Source organism: Novosphingobium sp. BL-S-34 (genome assembly GCF_056857015.1).
On record NZ_CM166472.1, the window covers coordinates 868,160 to 887,871 of the forward strand.

Genomic DNA, 19,712 nt, shown 5'->3' on the forward strand with positions numbered 1-19,712 from the left:
CTTCGGCTCAGGGCCGCGCGCCGCCCTCGCGGGCGAGGCGTTCCTGGCGGTCGATATCGGTTTCCGTCTTCACGAAGGAGTCCGACTTCACGCCCAGCCAGATCAGGATCGGCGCGGACATGAAGATCGAGCTGTAGGTACCGATGAAGATGCCCAGGGTGATCGCAGCGGTGAAGCCGAAGATCACGTCGGGGCCGAGCAGCAGCAGCGAGACGAGCATGATCAGCACCGAGAGCGAGGTCGCGATCGTGCGCGACAGCGTCTCGTTCACCGAGAGGTCGAGCAGCTCGCTCATCGGCATGCGGCGGTGCTTCTTCATGTTCTCGCGGATGCGGTCGTAAACGACGATCTTGTCGTTCAGCGAGTAGCCCAGCAGCGTCAGCAGCGCGGCGACGATGTTGAGGTCGAACTCCATCTGCGTCAGCGAGAACATGCCCACGGTCAGCAGGATGTCCTGCACCAGCGCGAACAGCGCGCCGGCGGCGAACTGCCATTCGAACCGGATCCAGATGTAGATCGAGATACAGATCATCGCCAGGCCGAGGGCGAGCATGCCGGTGTGGAACAGCTCGCCGGAGACTTTGCCCGAGACCGAGTCGACGCCGTCGACACGGGCGTCGGCGAAGTCATGACGCACCTTTTCGGTAATCTTGCGCGCCATGCCGTCGGCCAGCTTCGGGTTGTCCTCCGCACCTTCCGGCAGCTTCATGCGGACCGAGACTTCGTTGGGCTTGCCGAAAGTCTGGATCACCGGCTCGCCGAAGCCGAGCGAATCCACGCTGTCGCGCAGCTTGCCGACCGGCGCCGTGGCGCTCTGCTCGAACGTCACGCGGATCATCTGGCCGCCGACGAAGTCAACACCCAGGTTGAGGCCATGCGTGAACAGCAGCACGATCGATGCCGCCATCGCCAGCAGGTTGGTGATGAAGAACGGCCACTGCCAGCGCAGGAAGTGGATGTTCGTGTGATCGGGAATGAGCTTGAGGAGCTTCATGCGCCAGTACCTTTATACGTTCAGGTCGCTGGGACGGGTGCGACGCAGCCAGCCCGCAACCCACATCCGGCTCATCGTGACGGCGGTGAACACCGAAGTCGCGATACCGATCATGAGGACGACCGCGAAACCGCGGACCGGACCCGAGCCGAAGGCGAACATCAGCACCGCCGAGATGGCGTTGGTGATGTTGGCGTCGAAGATGGCGCGGCTCGCCTCCTTGTAGCCCAGCTCGACCGACTGCACCACGCGGCGGCCGCGATGGCGTTCCTCGCGGATACGCTCGTTGATGAGCACGTTGGCGTCGACCGCCGCACCGATCGTCAGCACGAAGCCGGCGATGCCGGGAAGCGTCAGGGTGGTGCCCAGCACCGCCATCACGCCCAGGATCATCAGCACGTTGATGACCAGCGCCAGGTTCGCATAGGCGCCGAGGCGGCCATAAGTCAGGAAGATGAACACCATCAGCAGCAGCGAGCCGACGCCCATGGCGACGACGCCCTTCTGGATCGAATCGGCGCCGAGGTCGGGACCGACGGTGCGCTCCTCGACGACGGTCAGATCGACCGGAAGCGCGCCCGAACGCAGGGCGATGGCGAGCTGCGTGGCAGACTGGACGTTGAAGCTGCCCGAGATCTGGGCGCTGCCGCCCAGGATCGGCTCGTTGATGCTGGGCGCGGAGAGCACTTTGCCGTCGAGGATGATGGCGAAGCGCTTGTTGACGTTCTCGGTCGTCAGCTTGGCGAACTTCTCGCCGCCCTGCTGATTGAAGGTGATCGAGACGACCGCCGCGTTGGTCTTCGGTTCGAAGGCCTGCTTGGCATCGGTCAGTTCGTCGCCCTTGATACCGCCCAGACGCTTCACCGCAATGGCGGGAACGCCGCCGGCAGCCGGCGAAGTGGGATCGGCGTAAGGCACGATCTCGTCGCCCGGAGGCACGATGCCCTTGGCCAGATCGCTGGGCACAGCCGTTTCGTCGACCAGCTTGAATTCGAGCTTGGCGGTCTGGCCAAGCAGGTTCTTCAGCGCCTGCGGGTCCTGGAGGCCGGGCACCTGCACGTCGATGCGGGTACCGCCGAGGCGGCGGATGTCGGGCTCCTTGGTGCCGAGCGCGTCGATGCGCTTGCGGACCACTTCGACCGCAGTTTCCATCGCATTGCTGATTGCCAGGTCGATACCGGCCTGGGTCGGCACGAGGATGAAGCGCGTGCCGTCCTGTACGGTGATGTCCCAGTCACGCTGGCCGGTCAGGCCCGCGCCGGAGGTCAGCGGCAGGATCGCTTCCCGCGCGGCATCCACCTGCGAAGCGTCGCGCACGGTGAAGGCCAGCTGGCCGCCGTTGCTGGAAAAATCGCCGATGGCGATGGTCGGGCTGGCCTGGCGCAGGCGCGTGCGCACGGATTCCTCCATGCCTTCCAGGCGCTGCTGGACGACCTGCTTGCGGTCGGCCTCCAGCAGGAGGCGGCTGCCGCCGGCCAGGTCGAGGCCGAGATTGATCTTTGGCTCCGGCAGGAATGCGGGCCAGCGCGCATTGGTCAGCGAGACCAGCGACGGCACGGCGCAAAGGGCGATGACGATCGTCAGCGCCCAGTACCAGAGCTTCTTCCAGGTAGGAAATTCGAGCATAGCCTGTGGCTTCTCTCCGAAAGAGCGCCCGGTCCAGGGCGCTCCATGATATCGGGAATCGCCAGGTTCAGCCCGGCGATGCCGGAAATTCAGTCGTTTGCGGGCTTCGAGCCGGCCGGCGGGATCACATCGACGATGGTCGACTTGACCGCCTTGACGACGACGCCCTGCGCAAGCTGGATATCGGCGTAGTTGTCGTCGATCTTGACGATCTTGCCGACGAGGCCGCCTCCGGTCAGCACTTCGTCACCCTTCTTGAGCGCCGAAAGCTTATTCTTGTGCTCCTTCTGCTGCTTCATCTGCGGACGCAGGATGAGGAACCAGAAGATCACCGCCATCGCGACGAAGGGCAGATACTGGATCCATGCCGGCGGCGCGCCGGCAGGAGCGGCGGCGGCGAGCTGGTTGAGAATCGAGCTTTGCATTGAACTGAAGGGCCTTCTCGTCGTGTTCGTGCCGGCGCGGCAATACGCGGCATCCGATCTGCCGCACGCCTCGCCGGGAAAATCCATTCTATGGACTTTGCCGGATGCGCGCGGTTAGCAACAAAGCGGAGCACTGGCAACGCGCGGCCTTCCTGCGGAAAGCCGCCATCCCCCGTGGGCCTCACCGAAGCCGTCGCCAAATAGGTATCCACAAGTGCCGTTCAAGCACCGTGAAGAAAGTGTCATTCAGACGCTTGCGCTCTCGAAAAAGGCCTCCTATAGGCCGCGCTCCGGTCGGGACGTAGCGCAGCCTGGTAGCGCATCACACTGGGGGTGTGGGGGTCGGAGGTTCGAATCCTCTCGTCCCGACCAATGAAAAACGCCGTCTCCTGCTTCGTGCGGGAGACGGCGTTTTCGTTTCAGCCCTCATTTCGTTTTCGGACAAGACCGCGTCCGATTGGGATCGGAACCCAGGCTTGATACGTTGCCGAGGGCGAATCGCCTGCGACGGGTGACCAACCAGCACGGCGCAGAACGCGGGAGAATGTCGATGTCCTCTGAGAATCCTAGCTCCAGCGAAGAGCGCAATGCCGCGATCTATGTCGCCGTGATCGATGGCGCGACTTACGGCGACCTCGCCAAGCGATACGGCATCAGCCGGGTTCGCGTGCAGAAGGCCTATGCCCGCGAGCGCACCAATGCCTGGGAAGCGCGCCGGCAGGGCGAAACCACTTATCTCGACCGGCCGATACCGTCCGACGTCTGATCCGCGAGGCGGCTGGAGCAGTTTCTCCCCGCCTCACTTCCTGCAAGAACCGCCGACTGCGGCGATGACTGGCAGCATTTTCCTACATCGATCGCTTCGATTATCTGGTTGCGGGCCACCATCCTAGGGAGTGCCCGCCAATGCCCCTGTTCGATTCGATACTCGCGCCGGTCTCGAAGATCATCGACAAGGTGATCCCCGATCCCGATGCACGGGACCGCGCCAAGCTGGAACTGCTTAAACTCGAAAATTCTCAGGAATTGCAGATGCTTCAGGCAGGTCTCTCGCCGATCGTCGCAGAAGCCGAGTCGCGCGATCCCTGGACCAGCCGGGCCAGGCCGAGCTTTCTCTACGTCATCTACCTCATGATCCTGTGGTCGCTGCCCATGGGCCTGATCGGTGCCCTGAGCCCCCGGACCGCCGAAGCCATCGGCAGCAGCATGTCGGCCTATCTGAACGGCATCCCGGAGCCGCTCTACGCCCTCTTCGGCACCGGATACCTCGGATATTCGGCGATGCGGCAGTGGGGCAAGGCCAAGGGCTCGGATCGCTAGATTTTCGCCCGTTAAGATTAAGCCAAACCTTCCCCGCTAGAGATCCCGGCAGGACCGTCACTTTTGCGGTCTCACGGCGATGTCTGGCGGGGAGCCACTGCGTGTTTCGGAATGTCTTGCCCATTGCACTGGTCTTGAGCCCGGCCCTGGTGCTGGCAGCCTGCGGGCCGAGCCGCGAGGAAGAGCTGGAAAAGCAGCTGGCCGCGGCGAAGAGTTCCGCGGAACAGGAAGCCTCCGCCCGGCAGCAGGCGGAAAGCGCGGCAGCCTCCGCGCGGCTCAAGGCCAACGACGCCGAACTCGCGAAGTTCTATCAGGGCGACGCCGATGCCGACCAGTCGGAGGCGGAAACGCCGCCGGAGGGTGCGCAGGATGCTGCACCCGACTTCGGCGGCAGCGCGCCGCAGCCTCCCGTCGGTACGCAGGCGGACGGCCGCCCCATCGACGACCAGATGCCCGCACCCCGCTGACGCGCCGCGCTACTTTGCCGGTTCGGCGCCTCGGGGTGTTTCCAGCGGGCCTGAAAATGCTCTAGAGCCGCGCCCGGATAGCAACCGCACCGGGAAATCGCGAAATGGCCAGCAAGCTCGTCTACGTCCTCAACGGACCGAACCTCAACCGCCTGGGCAAGCGCGAACCCGGCATCTACGGTTCGCAGACGCTGGACGACATCGGCGCCATGCTGGTGGAGCGCGGCGAGACGCTGGATTGCTCCATCGAGATGCGCCAGTCGAACCACGAAGGCCACCTGATCGACTGGCTGCACGAAGCCGAGGACGAAGGCGCCCATGCGGTGCTGATCAATCCCGGCGCCTATACGCACACCTCTATCGCACTGCATGACGCGATCCGGTCTATCAAGGTGCCGGTGATCGAGGTGCACCTCTCCAACCCGCACGCCCGCGAGGAATTCCGCCACACGTCATGGGTCGGCATGGCGGCAAAGGCCACCGTCGCCGGTTTCGGTGCGAAGAGCTATCTGCTGGCGCTGGAGGGCGCTGCCGCGCTCTGACGCGCGTGGCATTTCACCGCGCTGCCCGTGCCGTCCCTGACGGACACGACATGCTGGATCAAGACAGCCACCTCCCCGCGCGGATCGGGCGACATGCCGTCCTGAACGACGGCAACATCGCAGATCCCCGCGCGGACGAGATCGAGAAAGATCGGGTGAAGCTGGCTGGGACCGGCACTCGCCTCCACCCCTATCGCCACATAGGACGTGGGGCTCCACTTCGTGACAGAATCGGAGGCGCGATAAGGGCGAACGTGATCCTTTATCGCGGTGACCGGCCGGCCGCGGGCCTGCCACGTTCCCTTGGCGGCATCGTAGCGCGGCAGTGAAGGCAGGTCCTGCGCCGCGATGCTCGCATATTCGAACGTCGCGCCCAGCACGAAGTCCGGCTCGGGCTGACTGCTTCCCCGTGTGAACCACCAGAGGTTCCCGGCTGCCAACAGCAACGCCGCGCCCAGGAGCAGGACGCGGCGCCTTTTTCTCGTCATTGCCACGCGGTGATTCGCTTTCAGGCTTCCAGCGGAACGCCCGGCACGCTTTTGGCGGTGCGGATCGTCAGCGAGGTCTTGACGCTGTCCACGTTCGGTGCGGGCGTCAGCTTGCTGGTGAGGAATTCCTGGAAGCTCTGCAGGTCGCGACTGACGATCTTCAGAATGAAGTCGATCTCGCCGTTGAGCATGTGGCACTCGCGCACTTCGGGCAGACCCTTCATGTGGTCCTCGAAGGCGCGCAGCGATTCCTCGGCCTGGCTCTTCAGGCTGACCAGCGCGAAGACGGTGATGGTGAAGCCCAGCTTCGAAGCGTCCAGATCGGCGTGGTAGCCCTGGATGATGCCCGATTCCTCCAGGCTGCGCACACGGCGCAGGCACGGCGGAGCGGTGAGACCGACGCGCTGGGCGAGTTCGACATTGGTGATGCGGCCTTCGTCCTGCAACTCTGCAAGCAAGCGGCGATCGATGTCATCGAGATTAATCATGCGAAACTTTCCTTGCGGGCGCGCAGCGTGATCCGGCATGCAATATCCACTCGAAAACGCTGACACCCCTGTAATAATATTATCCCTTAGCGTAATCGTCCCGCATTGCAACGCCTACAATCTGCCGACTTACAGCGTCTGCACAGTTTGCTAGAGAGCGTTTTCGCATAGGCCGGCGGCCGGATTTGCGGGCCTTTCCGGCTCCTTTCCCCCATCGGCGGAACATGGAAGACCGGCAAAGCCTCCTACCGGGCGGGCAGGAAACACGGGCGCCGCTGCATTTTTCGAAGTAAAGTTCGCCCCTTGGTGACCCTGACTTAACCTCTAAGGGCCTACTTCGGGTAACAATAGGGATAGGGCGGCTTCGCAAGGGCTTGCAGACCGCCTATGGAGCCGGAATGCATTTCGACGATCGCCTTGCCACGGTACTGCGCCTGCCGTCCTCCGGGGACGCGCTGGCGCGCATCCAGTACCGGCAGTTGATCGACATCCTGGGGCGCCTGCCCGAGGACGCCCGTTCCGACGCCATCGAGGCCGGCTTTGCCCGGGTCGAAGAACTCGGCGCACAGATCGGCGCGGCAGACCGTGCGCGGCTGGTGCGCCAGCCGCTCCAGCCCCTGACCAATGCCCGTCTTCTGGCCCTGTTCGCCGAAGCGGAACCCGAGGTCGCCCTGGCTGCCATCGGCACGGCGCGACTGGACGAAGCGGGCTGGCTTCGCCTCGTGCCCGCCCTGCCCGTGCGCGCCCGCGGCATCTTGCGCCACCGCCGCGATCTCGGCCCGGAAGTCGGCGCGCTGCTCGACCGTCTGGGCATCCAGGATCGCGGCCTGCCACCCGCCCCGAACGCGCAAGTCCTGGAAGTCTCCGTTTCCACTTTCGAAATTCAGTTTCCGAGCGAGGCCGCGAGCGAAAACCACGCCGCGCCTCAGACGCCCGTTGAGGGCGAACCTTTCGACTTGCTCGACGAAGCCGAACTGCCGGACGCCGAAGAGGAACCGGAGACGGAGCACCCGCGGGGCGCCGAGCCGATTTCCTTTGCCGATTTCGAACAGGCCGCCACCTCGCGCCGTTCGGCCGCGCTGCGCAGCGGGCTGGAGACCAGCGGCGGCGGGACCGGCATAGAAGGCGGCGACGGCATCGGCGCGATCGTCCGCCGCATCGAGGAATTCCGCAAGGCACGCGAGCATCACGCACCGGGCATTGCCGGCGGCTCTCCCCGCCTGCCTTTGGGCGATTCGCCCAGCGCCAGCGCCCCCGTCGCCATGGATTTCGCGACGGATTCGGAAGGCCGCGTCTGCTGGGCCGACGGTTCCCATGCCAGCGCGCTGATCGGCCTCAACCTCGCGGCGCTCGACCCGATGGTGAGTGAGCCGCTCGATCCTGCAGCGCCGCTGCCGTCCGTGCAGATGGCCTCGATGCATATTCCCGGTCTGGCACTTTCCATCCGGCACCGCCAACCCCTCCGCGCGGTTGCCATCGAGATCACCGGCGCTCCTGCCGTGAGCGGTGCCTGGCAAGTGGATGCCGTGCCGCACTTCGACCCCGCGAGCGGCCGATTCACAGGCTATGCCGGGCGCCTGCGCCGCCCCGGCAAGATCGCCGCCGTCGACGCGGCCCCGGCCGCCGAACCCAGCGAGGCGGACCGCATGCGCCAGGTGTTGCACGAACTGCGCACGCCGGCCAATGCCATCCAGGTCGCCGCGGAGATCATCCAGCAGCAGCTCTACGGCCCTGCGCCGCACGAATATCGCGCCCTTGCCGCGGCCATCGCCGGGGACTGCGCCCATATCCTGGCCGGATTCGAGGAACTCGACCGGTTGGTAAAGCTCGAATCGGGCGCCCTCGGCATCGAATCGGGCGAAAGCGACCTCGTCGCCGTCCTGTCCGAGACCGTTGCGCGCCTCAAGGCCTGGACCGAGCCGCGCGGCAGTGGTTTCGTCCTTCCCGAAACGGGCGGGCCGGCGCTGCCGATCGCCATCGAGCGGACCGAGATCGAGCGTATGATATGGCGCGTCTTCGCCGTACTCGCAGGGATGACTGCGCCGCACGAACTGCTGCCGGTCCGGCTCGCCGTGGAGAACGGGCGCGTGGCCATGCGAGTGACCTTGCCCTCGCTGCTGCTGGCGCGCGATGCCCAGAGCCTGTTCGAAACGCCGGTGAGCGAGCGCGGCCAGTCGCTTTCCACCGGCATGTTCGGCATCGGCTTCACCTTACGCCTGGCAGCGGCCGAAGCCGACGCTGCCGGCGGCAGCCTCCAGCGCGACGGCGACGAGCTGCGGCTGTCGCTCCCCGCCTTTGCGGCATCGGCGCTGGGCCGCGCGCAGGACGCCGAAAGCCGCGCGCTCTGAGCCCCTCGCGGAGAGGGTTCCAGACCGTGCGGGGGAAGACTTTCGTCCCGCCCCTTTACCGAAGCGGAACACTTTTCCTCTAGGCCGTTCCTGCCGTACTTGCGGATTCGCAGGCCAGCCTGCCTGGTCCCGGAGCCGCTTCGTCCATATTGTCGTTCTGTCGGATGCGACCCGATTGAGGGAATATTCTGTCTTGCCGGGGACCAACCTCCTCCTGCCGCCGCGCGCCGATGCCCTTGCGCAATTCAGCGAGGGATTCGGCCAGCGTTTCATCGTCACGGTCGATACCGAGGAAGAGTTCGACTGGAACGCGCCGCTCGACCGGCACGGGCATGGCACGCTTTCCGTCCCGGCACTGCGCACGTTCCAGCAGTTCTGCGAGGAGTTCGGCGTCGTGCCGATCTATCTCGTGGATTATCCGGTCGCCGATTCGCCGCTGGCACCCGAAGCCATCGGCGAAGCGGTCGCGGCCGGGCGGGCGGAAGTGGGCGTCCAGCTTCACCCCTGGGTGAACCCCCCGTTCGACGAGGCCGTGACCGAGTTCAACTCCTACGCCGGGAACCTGGGCTTCGAACTGGAGCGCGAGAAGTTCGCGCGCCTTCACGGCCGAATCGTCGAGGCTTTCGGCACGGCGCCGCGCATCTACCGGGCCGGACGCTACGGGCTCGGCCCGCGCACTGCCGAGATCCTGGACGAATTCGGCATCGCCATCGACACTTCGGTACGCGCGCGGTTCGACTACAGCGCTTCCGGCGGGCCGAACTATCGCACCCATCCGCTGCAACCTTATTGGACGGACAACGCGCGGCGGCTGCTCGAACTGCCGCTGACCACCGTCTATTGGGGACCGCTGCGGCAGCTTGGCAATACGATATACCCCGCGCTCTGGCGCATGCCGCAGCTGCGCGGCGCCCTCGCCCGTGCCGGACTGCTGGAGCGCATCCCCCTGACGCCGGAGGGAATCACGGCCGAGGAAGCGCTGCGCGGTGTCGACGTGGCCATCGATGCCGGGTTGCCGGTGCTGGTCTTCTCCTTCCACAGCCCCTCGCTCGTTCCCGGCTATACGCCTTACGTGCGGGACGCGCAGGATCTGGACGCGCTCTACGGCTGGTGGCGCACACTTTTCGCGCATCTGGAACGCCGCGGTGTAAAACCGAGCAATGTTGCCAACATCATGTCCAGCGTAGCGCTTGCGCAGAACGAATTGCCAAGCTAACGGGCTTCTCGTCCGGCCTCGTCGATGGAGCCGGGCGTGGCAGTTGGGGCCTGTAGCTCAGCGGTTAGAGCTGGCCGCTCATAACGGCTAGGTCGCGGGTTCGAATCCTGCCGGGCCCACCAACGGCACCGGGACTTCTGGTCCCGGATCAACATCGACGACCGAAGGGTCGGGGAGTGGCGCAGCCCGGTAGCGCGCTTGCTTTGGGAGCAAGATGTCGCAGGTTCGAATCCTGTCTCCCCGACCAATTCGTTTTTTCCGCAGATCTGAAAACATCCCTGCAAGGGGCGGGCCCCAAGGGCCTTCGCCTCAGGTGCAGAGCGACTGGCTGCCGGTTCCGGTAATGCCGTTCTTGGTGCCGCTGGGGTTGAGGCTGCGGTCGTCGCGAATCAGGAAGGCCGCCTCGTGCTTGAACACCTGGTCCTTCACGAACATCGTCCCGAACAGCGGCTGGTAGTGGTAGTAGACTTCCACGAACATCACTGCGGAATTGGGCACCGAGTAGATCTTGTGGTCCTTCACACCCATGCCGTCCAGCACCGGGCCGGTCTTGTAGGGATCCGCCTCACCATAAGCTGACTTGCGGTCCAGATCGCCGCGGCACCGCTGCCAGTGGATGAACTGCCGCTTGGTATCGCTGTCGTATTCCAGGCTGGACAGGACGACGCGGCCATTGGTTTCGAAATCGAAGCTGCTGCCCTCTTTCAGGGCGCCCCACATGACCGAATCGACTTGCGCTTCCTTGACCGTCGGGCTGACGGTGCTGTTGTCCGTCTGCCCGAGGCGGGAGGCATTGTCCGCCACGGACGTCGCGATTTCGCCGACCTGCATGTTGGTCATGGCCATCATCGCCACTTCGGTGCCGTAAAGCCCCAGGGTCAGCAGCACCGGCAGGATAAGCGCCAGTTCGATGAACGAGACGCCGCTCTGGTCCTCGCGCAGACGGTGCAGGAGCGCGGCGCAGCGCGGCCAGTCCTTCGGCCTGTTCGGCGATGCCATCATTGGCAGGTCCCTGCTGCCGAGCCTACCGCCTGCTGAAGGGCGTAAGGCTGGTTCTTCCTGACGGCCGTGGCCGAGAGCGTGCGCTTGGTGTTCCCGTCGGTCAGTCCGGGAACGGGGAACACGGGCGTATACGTGACCTTCACGGTGTAAACGACCACGTCGTTCGCGCCGCCATTGCCGCTCTTGCCGACATCGGCGTCCCAATGGCCGTTCTTGTTCTCGTCCGTGTAGGATTCGCCATTGTCGCAGATGCTGTTGTTGTTCTTGTCGTTCCAGGCCTCCGGCCGGGCGATGTCGGTGAAGTCGAAATAGCTCGACCGCGTGATTTCCACTTTGGCTCCCGGCGCGACGCCGTCGACCAGTCGCTTGACATAGGCATCGCCCGCTTCCGTCTCGGCAGTCTCCAGCGTGCCGTTGCGGGCCACTTGCTGTACGCCGCCCTGGAGCACGGCGCGGATGTAAGCCATGTGGCCAAGATCGAAGATGCCCATGAGCAGGATGATGAGGACCGGGCCCGCCACGGCGAACTCGATCGCGGTCACGCCCCGGGTATCGGCCCGGCAGTCGGCCCGGAGGCGCCGGAGCGCTCCGGCAGCCGAATGCGACAGGCGGCGCAGCATCACTCGGTGATCCTCAGTTCGCCGACCTGCTTGGCGATTTCCTGGAACGCGGTGTTGAGATCGGTGGCGTTGGTGGCGACATAGGAACTGTCGTCGGAGGCGCAGGTCTTCAGGTCGGTGGAAAGCCCCGAAGTGAAGGCGATCACCCAGACGCGGATACCCTTGGCCTTGATCGCCTCGCAGACGGCGAGGAAGCGCGACGTGTGGCGCGCGTCGGCATCGCTTTCCGAGCCGCCGGCCGTCGTGCGCAGGTCCCACCAGTCCATGCCCCAGGCCGTCGGCACATAGTTGGACGTGTCCATCTGGCCGTCGGTCATGAAGATGATGTGCCGGGCGACTTCACCGCCGTTGGTGGGCTCCAGGTTCACCGTGTCTTTGAAGATACCGTCGGGCGAGAGCATCCGCCCGCCCCAGATCATGCCGATGTCGAGGTAAGTGCCGCCCACCGCCGTCAGCGAGTTCGCGTAAGTGTTGAAGCTGGACTGGTCCATCTCGGTCAGGAGCTTCGCTTCGGCGGGGCAATAGGTTCCGGCCGATGCGCCATCCGTCGTCGTGTTGCGTGTCCAGGTGCTGGAACTGCTGCCCGCACGGCGGTAGGAGATCTCCGGCCAGAGCGGGCCCCACTTGGTCTTGGCATCCGACGTTGGCGCGCTGTCGATATCGATGTCCAGCGCCGTCGACGGGCTGAGGCCCGTGATCGAGTTGTAGCTGAAGTTCGCCGTGTTCGACGTGCTGCGCTCCTCGATGCAACCGCCCCAGGTGTAGGAAACGGACGCGCCGTTATTGCCGTTGAGCACGGGGGTAGAGCCGAACGTCTTGAACTTGGACGTATCGACGCCGGTGACCTGGCGATATTCCCAATGGTCGAAGGTAGAACCCTTCACATTTGTAGAATTCGTGGCGTTCTTGTAAGTGTCAGTGGTCGTCTTCGTGCGCGAGTAGGTGGTCGTATAAATATAATACGTGCCTTTGCTGCTCTTGCATTCGTACGTCAGCATTTGCTGGGGCTGCTTGGTCACAATCGTAACGATGATATTCGGGCTCGTGCCGGACATCGTGGTCTCGGACGTGGACGAGCCGTTGTCCGAATAGCTCGTCTGGCTGGACGGCAAATTCTTCGAGCACTGGTTTTGGTTGTAGCCGGTATTGCCCTGGGTCGTTTTCGATGTGGGATTGGAATAGTCTACCGAAGTCCCCGTCTTCGTCCCATTTGCGACGTTCAGGAAGATCGGCACGCGCGACTGGTAGTTCCAGCTGTCGGCGATGTAGCTCTTGTCCACGGCGTTGAGCAGCTTGCCGACGTTGACCGACGAACTGTAGGGCACGAAGCCGTAGCGCACACGGGCATTGGTTTCCTTGGTCGCGCCGGAAACCGTGGTGTAGAAGTTCTTCATCGCGCTGCGCAGCGCGGCGATGCGGGTCGATCCGCTCAGCGATTCCGCCATCGAGCCGGTGGTATCCAGCACCATCATCACGTCGGCATTGCCGATGCCCATGGACGATGTGCATTTCACGCTCAGAGCGAAATTGTTGAACCCGAACAGGCGCATGACCACGGTGTCCAGCACGGTCGCGGCCGTGCCCTCGACGGTCTGGCCCTTGTCCGGGGAAGACACCTCGAAGTTCGTGGTGCCCGTGCCAAGAGTGGAATCGTCGAAATTGGTCTTGAAGTAGTTGTCTGCCACGGTGTGGACGGACGGCGCCAGTCCGTTGACCGGCGTCGTCGAATCCGCGTCCGTCGCCACGGTGCGCCGCGCCGCCAGCACCGCGGAGTCGCAGGCGGCCTGGAGCTGGTTCTCCACCTTGAAGTTGCGGCTGAGATCGATGGCCGATCCCACGATCGCCGCCGCCACGACCATGCCGATGGCCGCCATCGGCAGGATATTGCCGGATATGTCCTTGAGGAGGCGGTGCAACTGGTGAGTGATTCTGCGCATCGGAGGACCAGTCTTTCGGCGAAGTTCGTCGGGATTTCAGCACGCCCTACCGGAACTTACTTAATGAAACCCTCACTCACCCTGCGCCGCTGCGCTTCACGAAACCTCGAAAATCTTGGGTAATATAAGATTTATCACGTTCCCTCGGGAACCGATGGAACCCTGCCTGCGTTCAACCTCCCGATCCGGGGACCGCCCTTGAAGTTTGGGGGGAGGAGCGGTCCGCCTGCAGCCGGCGTTTCCCCTTGAGATTCATAATGTCGCCCAGCAAGGCTTTCAGTCCTCACGTCCAGCTAGCGCTCGTCATTATCATTACCCTGGGGCTCTGCCTCCTGATCGACGCCACCATTCCCCTGGGAACGGGGGTGAGCGTTCTCTACCTGCTGCCCACGGTGATCGCCTTTGTCGCCCGCCGCCCGGTGACGCCGCTGCTGGCCGCCATCTCCGGGATCGGCTGCACCATCGTCGCCTATTTCATGGCGCCGCAGGGGCTGGGCCTGGAAGTGGCGATGACGAACCGCGCCTTGTCGGGCATCACCAATATCCTGCTGGCGGTCATCGGTTTCTTCCTCATCCGCTACCGTAACGACAACCGTCACCAGCAATGGCTGCGCGAAAGCGAGACGGACCTGGCGCGGGCCACAGCCGGCAGCATCGCGCTGGACGAACTGGGCAGCCGCACCCTCTCCTTCCTGGCCGAGCGCTTCGGCGCGATCGCCGGCGCCCTCTACGTCAAGGACGATGGCGCCTTCCGCAAGATCGCCACATATGGCGTGCCGGCCGGAGCCACCGTTCCCGAGCGCATGGAGCCGGGCGAGAGCCTGCTCGGCGAAGTCATGCGCCATGGCCGCACCACCACCATCGCCCGCGTTCCGGCAGGCTACCTCTCGTTCGGAACCGCGCTCGGCCAGGCAACGCCGGCCCGGCTGGTGCTGGGCGCGCCCCACGTCGACGGTACGGTCAATGCCGTGGTCGAACTCGGTTTCCTCGACACGCCGGAAGCGCGGCCGGAAGACCTCGCCGCCTTCCTCGATCTCGTCGGCAGTTCGCTCGGCATCACCCTGCGTTCGGCCAAGTATCGCGCCCGCCTGGAACACCTGCTTTCGGAGACCCAGCAGCAGGCCGAGGAACTCCAGAACCAGAGCGAGGAACTGCGCGCCACCAACGACGAACTGGAAGCGCAGAGCAAGCTGCTGCTTCACTCTCAGACCCAGCTCGAAGAGCAGCAGGCCGAGCTGGAGCGCAGCAATTCGCAGCTCGAGGAACAGGCCCAGTCGCTCGAAGCTCAGCGCGATGAACTGACCCGTTCGCAGACCCGCCTGCGCAGCCAGACGGACGAGTTGGAACAGGCGAGCCGCTACAAGTCCGAATTCCTCGCCAATATGAGCCACGAACTGCGTACGCCGCTCAATTCGCTGCTCATCATGGCCCGCCTCCTGGCCGACAATCGCCAGGGCAACCTCTCGGGCGAGCAGGTCCGTTATGCCGAGACCATCGAATCTTCCGGCAACGATCTGCTGACGCTGATCAACGACGTGCTCGACATTTCCAAGATCGAGGCCGGGCGGCTCGAACTGGAACCGCACCGCGTGCCGATGGACGCCATGCTCGGCAAGCTGGAGAACACTTTCTCCGCCGCAGCCTCGGGCAAGGGCCTGTCGCTGACGATGCATGCGGCCGAGGGCGTGACCGAGATCGAGACCGACCCGCTGCGGCTGGAGCAGGTGCTCAAGAACTTCCTCTCCAACGCCATCAAGTTCACCTCGCAGGGCGAAGTCTCGCTCGTCGTCGCGCGGGCCGCGAAAGGCCGCATCGCCTTCGCGGTGCGCGACACCGGCCCCGGCATTCCCACGGACCAGCAGGACGCGATCTTCGAGGCCTTCCGCCAGGCGGACGGCGGCATCGCCCGCAAGTACGGCGGCACCGGGCTGGGCCTGTCGATCTCCCGCGAACTGGCGCACTTGCTCGGCGGCACCATCACGGTGGACAGCACGCCCGGCACGGGCAGCGTGTTCACTCTGGAACTGCCCGAGACCTTCACGCCCGGCGATACCGCCAGCACCCCGCTGATCCCGGGCCGGTCCAGCCCCACGCCCACCCCGGCCGCATCGCAGACGACAGCCCCCGCGACCCGCCGCGGCCCTGCTCCTTCCGACGACCGCGAGACGCTTTCGGGTGATTCCCGCGTCATCCTGATCGTCGAGGATGACCCCGCTTTTGCCCGGATTCTCAGTGATCTGGCGCATGAAGTGGGCTTCGAATGCCTGATCGCGGGCACGGCCGACGAAGGCGCCCTGCTCGCCCGGCAATATCTGCCGCAGGCGGTGATCCTGGACATGCACCTGCCCGACCACACCGGGCTTTCCGTGCTCGACCGCATCAAGCGCGACACCCGCACGCGCCACATCCCCGTCCACATCGTCTCTGCCGATCACGACGACCATGCCGCGCTGGCCAGCGGCGCGGTGGGCTATCTGTTCAAGCCGGTCAGCCGCGACACGCTGGTAGGCATGCTGGAGGGCCTCGAAGCCCGCATGGACCAACGCCTGCGCCGCGTGCTGGTGGTGGAGGACGACCCCCGCCAGGCCGAGGCGATCCACCTCCTCCTCGCCTCGCGCGATGTCGAGACCGTGGACGTCCAGAGCGCCGCCGACTGCCTTGCCCGCCTTGGCGAGGAAACCTTCGACTGCATGGTGCTGGATCTCAACCTGCCCGACATGTCCGGTCTCGACCTGCTCGAACGTCTCTCCCACGACGAGAGCGTCGGCTTCCCGCCGGTGATCGTCTATACCGGCCGCGAACTCTCCGAAGAGGAAGAGATGCGGCTGCGGCGCTATTCCAAGTCGATCATCGTCAAGGGCGCCAAGAGCCCCGAGCGCCTGCTCGACGAAGTGACGCTGTTCCTGCACCAGGTCGTGTCCGAGATGCCGGACGAGAAGCAGCAGCTCCTCGCCCGCTCGCTGGGCCGCGATGCCGCGCTGGAAGGCCGCCAGATCCTGGTGGTGGAAGACGACATCCGCAACATCTACGCCCTCACCTCGGTGCTCGAACCGCATGGCGTCCACGTCCGCATCGCCCGTAACGGCATCGAGGCTCTGAACGAACTCGCCCGCGTCGCGGACAGCGATATCCGCGACAGCGGCGGGGTCGGTGTCGACCTGGTGCTGATGGACGTGATGATGCCGGAAATGGACGGCCTCGCCTGCACGCGCGAAATCCGCAAGAACCCGCAGTGGAAGGGCCTGCCGATCATCGCCCTCACCGCCAAGGCCATGGAACGCGACCATCGCGAGTGCCTGGAAGCCGGCGCCAACGACTATCTCTCCAAGCCGCTAGACGTCGACAAGCTGCTCAGCCTCGTCCGCGTGTGGATGCCGCGATGAAACTCCTTGGACGGCGCGCCGTCGAAGCGGTGGAGGATATCGAGGTAGACCTCCTCATCGAGGCGATCTGGCGGCGATACCAGTACGATTTCCGGGACTATTCCCGCGCCTCGCTGCTGCGCCGGCTGCAGCGGGCGCAATCCCATTTCGGCTATCCGCACCTCTCCAGCCTGCTCGATCGGATTCTCCACGATCCCGAGAGCCTCAACGTCCTGATCGGTTTCCTGACCATCCAGGTCAGCGAGATGTTCCGCGACCCCGAGTATTTCCGGGCCATCCGCGAACAGGTCATCCCGCATCTGCGCACCTGGCCCTCGATCAAGGTCTGGGTGGCCGGCTGCGCCAATGGCGAGGAATTCTACTCGCTGGCCATCCTGTTCCGCGAGGAAGGGCTGGAAGAACGCACCTTGTTCTACTGCACCGACATCAACCCCGCCGCCCTCGCCAAGGCGGAAGCCGGGGTCTACGAGATCGACCGGATCGCAGGCTTTTCCCGCAATTATCACGAGGCAGGCGGCCAGGGGTCGCTTGCGGACTATTACACCGCGAACTACGGCGTGGCCCGGTTCGACCCGACCCTGCGCCGCCGCGCGGTCTTCGCCGACCACAATCTGGCGAGCGACGCCGTGTTCTCCGAGGTTCAACTGGTGTCCAGCCGCAACGTGCTGATCTATTTCGACAGGGCGCTTCAGGACCGCGCGCTCGGCCTGTTCGCGCAGTCCCTTCCGCCCGGCGGATTCCTGGGGCTTGGCTCGAAGGAAACCGTGCACTTCTCCGCAGAGGGCGATAGCTTCGCCGAGTTCGCGCCAATGGAAAAGATCTGGCGACGCACCAAACACGACGTCCAGGAGGCCGCCTTTGCTGAATGAGCCGCTCAAGATCCTGGCCGTGGACGATATCCGGGAGAACCTGCTCGTCCTGGAAGCCGCGCTCGACCAGCCGGGTGTCGAACTCGTCACCGTCTCGTCCGGCTTCGAGGCGCTCGAAGCCATGCTGCGCGACGATTTCGCGCTGGCCCTGCTCGACGTGATGATGCCCGAGATGGACGGCTTCGAACTGGCCGAACTGATGCGCGGTACAGAGCGTACCCGCGCCGTCCCCATCATCTTCCTGACCGCGCTCGCCACCGACGAACGCCGCCGGTTCCGTGGCTACGAAGCCGGGGCCGTCGATTACCTGCTCAAGCCGCTCGACATGGTCGAGCTGAACTCCAAGGTCGCGGTCTTCGTCGAACTCGCCCGCCAGCGCCGCGAGATCGCACGCCAGCGCGACGAACTCGGCCTCGCGCTCGGTCGCCTGCGCGCGCACGGCGACAATTCGCCGCTCGCCGTGCTGGAGATCGACGCCAACTTGCGGATCGTCAGCTGGTATCGCAGCGCGGAGCGCGAGATCGGCTTCTCCGCGCAGGACGTGCTCGGCCTGAAAGTGGAGGAAGCCCCCTTCCTGGCCCCGGCCGACCGCGCGCGCTTCGTCGAAGGCATGCGCGCCCTGCTCGGCGGGGAAGATCGCCGCGAAACGCAGGAGCACCGCTTCCTGCGGGCCGACAAGGCTCTGCGCGAAGGCGAATGGTACTGTTCCTCGCTGGCGGGCACGGGCTCGCGCGGGGCCAGCGTGATGATCGAACTGCTCGACGTGACCGAGCGCCACCGCGCCGAGGAAACGCAGCGCCTGCTGATCGGCGAGCTGAACCACCGCGTGAAGAACACGCTGGCCACAGTGCAGGCCATCGCCTCGCAGGGGTTCCGCCATGCCCGTTCGGCGGAGGAATTCCAGCAATCGTTCGGTGGGCGCCTGCAGTCTCTCGCCCGCGCCCATTCGCTCCTCAGCGCCACGACCTGGGAACCCGCCAGCCTGCGCCGGCTCATCGCGGACCAGGTGGCGATCGGCGCCGTGAGCGAGGAACGGCTGCGCCTGGCCGGACCCGACGTGGACCTGCCGCCCGAACTCGCCTTGCGTTTTTCGCTGATCCTCCATGAGCTGGCCACCAACGCGCACAAGTACGGCGCTTTGTCCAACGAGACCGGCACGGTCGCGCTCGACTGGTCGCTGACGCGCCATGTCCTCTCGCTCACATGGAGCGAACGGGGCGGTCCGCCGGTCGTCGCGCCGCAGCGCCGGGGCTTCGGCTCGACCCTCATCGAAAGCAGCATGGCTGCCGACGGCGCCCGCATCAGCGCCGAATATGCCCCCGAAGGCGTGCGCTGGCACCTGGTACTGCCGCTGGCCGACGATGCCGCACTCGAACCGCCACCGCTCCTGGTAAGCGAAACTGCTGGCGGCGCGCCCGCCGCGGCGATCCATGAGGCCGCTGGCCCTCAGTCTGTTATCTCCCTGGCCGCTGACTCAATGTCGGCCGACGCCCTCGCCGTCGATGCGGCGGCACACCGCCCGAGCCCGCAGGGCCTGCGGGTGCTGATCGTCGAGGACGAGCCGCTGGTGGCCATGGAACTGATGATGGAGATCGAGGACTCGGGCGCCATCGCTCTCGGCCCTGCCACGTCCTGCGAACAGGCCATTGCCATGATCCGCGAGACCGGCCCCGACCTCGCCCTCCTGGACGGCAACCTGAATGGCGAGCGAATCGACGCCGTGGCGGACGAACTGGCAGCAAGGTCCACGCCCTTCGCCTTCGTCAGCGGCTACGACCGTCAGCACCTGCCCAAGGACCACAGCGAGCGGCCCATGCTGGGCAAGCCCTTCCTGGGCCGGGAAGTCGGCGCCATGGTCCGCCAGCTCGCCGAAGAGGCCGGCGCCCTCGCCCGCTGAACCTCGGACAACGGCTCCGCGGCGCGCGGAAAAGGAAACTTTCCGCGCGTCCTAGGGTTTATTCTCAGGAATGATCCCTAGAAATGGAGC

The 19,712-nt window shown here is 65.1% G+C and carries 17 protein-coding genes and 3 tRNA genes; 12 read left to right on the forward strand and 8 right to left on the reverse strand.

Features of this window, described 5'->3' with window-relative positions; translation table 11 throughout:
• Window positions 1-7: 7 nt before the first annotated feature.
• The 3 genes from secF to yajC form a co-directional block, all read right to left on the reverse strand.
• On the reverse strand, window positions 8-994 hold the full coding sequence (secF, locus tag AC1VV3_RS04070) for a protein translocase subunit SecF (RefSeq protein WP_132263267.1): 987 nt from the start codon (window positions 992-994) through the stop codon (window positions 8-10).
• Between the two features lie 12 nt (window positions 995-1,006).
• On the reverse strand, window positions 1,007-2,620 hold the full coding sequence (secD, locus tag AC1VV3_RS04075) for a protein translocase subunit SecD (RefSeq protein ID WP_132263269.1): 1,614 nt from the start codon (window positions 2,618-2,620) through the stop codon (window positions 1,007-1,009).
• Window positions 2,621-2,709: 89 nt separating this feature from the next.
• Entirely contained in the window at window positions 2,710-3,045 is a 336-nt protein-coding gene (gene yajC, locus AC1VV3_RS04080; RefSeq protein ID WP_086491997.1) for a preprotein translocase subunit YajC, read from the reverse strand.
• 295 nt (window positions 3,046-3,340) lie between these two features.
• Between yajC and AC1VV3_RS04085 the strand changes: the two genes are divergently transcribed.
• The 5 genes from AC1VV3_RS04085 to aroQ all read left to right on the forward strand — a co-directional run bounded on the left by AC1VV3_RS04085 (window position 3,341) and on the right by aroQ (window position 5,374).
• Window positions 3,341-3,417: transfer RNA gene (locus AC1VV3_RS04085), tRNA-Pro, on the forward strand.
• Between the two features lie 178 nt (window positions 3,418-3,595).
• Window positions 3,596-3,811, forward strand: coding sequence for a hypothetical protein (locus AC1VV3_RS04090; protein ID WP_132263271.1), 216 nt, complete (start codon window positions 3,596-3,598; stop codon window positions 3,809-3,811).
• A 140-nt stretch (window positions 3,812-3,951) separates the two neighbouring features.
• Window positions 3,952-4,365 carry a holin family protein gene (locus AC1VV3_RS04095; protein ID WP_431566872.1) on the forward strand — a complete coding sequence of 138 codons (414 nt, stop codon included), beginning with the start codon at window positions 3,952-3,954 and terminating at the stop codon, window positions 4,363-4,365.
• Between the two features lie 134 nt (window positions 4,366-4,499).
• The gene (locus AC1VV3_RS04100) at window positions 4,500-4,832 is read left to right on the forward strand and encodes a hypothetical protein (protein ID WP_431566873.1); all 333 of its coding nucleotides are present in this window, start codon (window positions 4,500-4,502) and stop codon (window positions 4,830-4,832) included.
• Between the two features lie 104 nt (window positions 4,833-4,936).
• Entirely contained in the window at window positions 4,937-5,374 is a 438-nt protein-coding gene (gene aroQ / locus AC1VV3_RS04105) for a type II 3-dehydroquinate dehydratase (RefSeq protein WP_132263275.1), read from the forward strand.
• Here aroQ and AC1VV3_RS04110 read toward each other — a convergent pair.
• Together AC1VV3_RS04110 and AC1VV3_RS04115 are read right to left on the reverse strand one after the other, a co-directional pair.
• A complete protein-coding gene (locus AC1VV3_RS04110) occupies window positions 5,338-5,862 on the reverse strand; it encodes a hypothetical protein (RefSeq protein ID WP_431566874.1) in 525 nt (174 codons plus the stop codon). The two genes, aroQ and AC1VV3_RS04110, sit on opposite strands and share 37 nt — an antisense overlap.
• 20 nt (window positions 5,863-5,882) lie before the next feature.
• Complete coding sequence (locus tag AC1VV3_RS04115) at window positions 5,883-6,350, reverse strand: Lrp/AsnC family transcriptional regulator (RefSeq protein ID WP_031342574.1); 468 nt, start codon at window positions 6,348-6,350, stop codon at window positions 5,883-5,885.
• 398 nt (window positions 6,351-6,748) lie between these two features.
• On the opposite strand from AC1VV3_RS04115, the gene AC1VV3_RS04120 reads away from it, so the two are divergent.
• From AC1VV3_RS04120 to AC1VV3_RS04135, 4 genes are all read left to right on the forward strand, one after another.
• The gene (locus AC1VV3_RS04120) at window positions 6,749-8,698 is read left to right on the forward strand and encodes a histidine kinase (protein ID WP_431566875.1); all 1,950 of its coding nucleotides are present in this window, start codon (window positions 6,749-6,751) and stop codon (window positions 8,696-8,698) included.
• Between the two features lie 193 nt (window positions 8,699-8,891).
• On the forward strand, window positions 8,892-9,914 hold the full coding sequence (locus tag AC1VV3_RS04125; RefSeq protein ID WP_431566876.1) for a polysaccharide deacetylase family protein: 1,023 nt from the start codon (window positions 8,892-8,894) through the stop codon (window positions 9,912-9,914).
• A 46-nt stretch (window positions 9,915-9,960) separates the two neighbouring features.
• Window positions 9,961-10,036 (forward strand) — tRNA-Ile (locus tag AC1VV3_RS04130).
• A gap of 48 nt (window positions 10,037-10,084) precedes the next feature.
• Window positions 10,085-10,161 (forward strand) — tRNA-Pro (locus tag AC1VV3_RS04135).
• Between the two features lie 62 nt (window positions 10,162-10,223).
• Here the strand turns inward: AC1VV3_RS04135 and AC1VV3_RS04140 are convergent.
• Genes AC1VV3_RS04140 through AC1VV3_RS04150 form a run of 3 tightly spaced genes read right to left on the reverse strand, consistent with a single transcriptional unit; the run spans window position 10,224 to window position 13,473 of the window.
• Window positions 10,224-10,916, reverse strand: a complete 693-nt coding sequence (locus AC1VV3_RS04140; protein WP_482961964.1) for a TadE/TadG family type IV pilus assembly protein — start codon at window positions 10,914-10,916, stop codon at window positions 10,224-10,226.
• The gene (locus AC1VV3_RS04145) at window positions 10,913-11,536 is read right to left on the reverse strand and encodes a TadE/TadG family type IV pilus assembly protein (protein ID WP_132264156.1); all 624 of its coding nucleotides are present in this window, start codon (window positions 11,534-11,536) and stop codon (window positions 10,913-10,915) included. The genes AC1VV3_RS04140 and AC1VV3_RS04145 overlap by 4 nt, the downstream gene beginning before the upstream one ends.
• Complete coding sequence (locus AC1VV3_RS04150; RefSeq protein ID WP_431566878.1) at window positions 11,536-13,473, reverse strand: TadE/TadG family type IV pilus assembly protein; 1,938 nt, start codon at window positions 13,471-13,473, stop codon at window positions 11,536-11,538. Before AC1VV3_RS04150 ends, AC1VV3_RS04145 begins: the two co-directional genes overlap by 1 nt.
• Before the next feature lie 257 nt (window positions 13,474-13,730).
• Here AC1VV3_RS04150 and AC1VV3_RS04155 point away from each other — a divergent pair, with 257 nt between their 5' ends.
• The 3 genes from AC1VV3_RS04155 to AC1VV3_RS04165 are packed head-to-tail and all read left to right on the forward strand — an operon-like array spanning window position 13,731 to window position 19,622.
• Window positions 13,731-16,856, forward strand: a complete 3,126-nt coding sequence (locus tag AC1VV3_RS04155; RefSeq protein WP_431566879.1) for a response regulator — start codon at window positions 13,731-13,733, stop codon at window positions 16,854-16,856.
• Window positions 16,853-17,725, forward strand: a complete 873-nt coding sequence (locus AC1VV3_RS04160; protein WP_431566880.1) for a CheR family methyltransferase — start codon at window positions 16,853-16,855, stop codon at window positions 17,723-17,725. Before AC1VV3_RS04155 ends, AC1VV3_RS04160 begins: the two co-directional genes overlap by 4 nt.
• Window positions 17,715-19,622: a response regulator gene (locus AC1VV3_RS04165; RefSeq protein ID WP_431566881.1), complete on the forward strand. Its 1,908-nt coding sequence runs from the start codon at window positions 17,715-17,717 to the stop codon at window positions 19,620-19,622. The genes AC1VV3_RS04160 and AC1VV3_RS04165 overlap by 11 nt, the downstream gene beginning before the upstream one ends.
• Window positions 19,623-19,712 lie beyond the last annotated feature (90 nt).

What these genes read in the sequence shown, in the direction of transcription:
- aroQ (WP_132263275.1), top strand. Translation starts at nt 4,937, where the DNA reads ATGGCCAGCAAGCTCGTCTACGTCCTCAACGGACCGAACCTCAACCGC.
- AC1VV3_RS04090 (WP_132263271.1), top strand. Translation starts at nt 3,596, where the DNA reads ATGTCCTCTGAGAATCCTAGCTCCAGCGAAGAGCGCAATGCCGCGATC.
- AC1VV3_RS04145 (WP_132264156.1), bottom strand. Translation starts at nt 11,536, where the DNA reads ATGCTGCGCCGCCTGTCGCATTCGGCTGCCGGAGCGCTCCGGCGCCTC.
- AC1VV3_RS04150 (WP_431566878.1), bottom strand. Translation starts at nt 13,473, where the DNA reads ATGCGCAGAATCACTCACCAGTTGCACCGCCTCCTCAAGGACATATCC.
- AC1VV3_RS04120 (WP_431566875.1), top strand. Translation starts at nt 6,749, where the DNA reads ATGCATTTCGACGATCGCCTTGCCACGGTACTGCGCCTGCCGTCCTCC.
- secD (WP_132263269.1), bottom strand. Translation starts at nt 2,620, where the DNA reads ATGCTCGAATTTCCTACCTGGAAGAAGCTCTGGTACTGGGCGCTGACG.
- AC1VV3_RS04140 (WP_482961964.1), bottom strand. Translation starts at nt 10,916, where the DNA reads ATGATGGCATCGCCGAACAGGCCGAAGGACTGGCCGCGCTGCGCCGCG.
- AC1VV3_RS04155 (WP_431566879.1), top strand. Translation starts at nt 13,731, where the DNA reads ATGTCGCCCAGCAAGGCTTTCAGTCCTCACGTCCAGCTAGCGCTCGTC.
- AC1VV3_RS04115 (WP_031342574.1), bottom strand. Translation starts at nt 6,350, where the DNA reads ATGATTAATCTCGATGACATCGATCGCCGCTTGCTTGCAGAGTTGCAG.
- AC1VV3_RS04110 (WP_431566874.1), bottom strand. Translation starts at nt 5,862, where the DNA reads ATGACGAGAAAAAGGCGCCGCGTCCTGCTCCTGGGCGCGGCGTTGCTG.
- AC1VV3_RS04095 (WP_431566872.1), top strand. Translation starts at nt 3,952, where the DNA reads ATGCCCCTGTTCGATTCGATACTCGCGCCGGTCTCGAAGATCATCGAC.
- AC1VV3_RS04160 (WP_431566880.1), top strand. Translation starts at nt 16,853, where the DNA reads ATGAAACTCCTTGGACGGCGCGCCGTCGAAGCGGTGGAGGATATCGAG.
- secF (WP_132263267.1), bottom strand. Translation starts at nt 994, where the DNA reads ATGAAGCTCCTCAAGCTCATTCCCGATCACACGAACATCCACTTCCTG.
- yajC (WP_086491997.1), bottom strand. Translation starts at nt 3,045, where the DNA reads ATGCAAAGCTCGATTCTCAACCAGCTCGCCGCCGCCGCTCCTGCCGGC.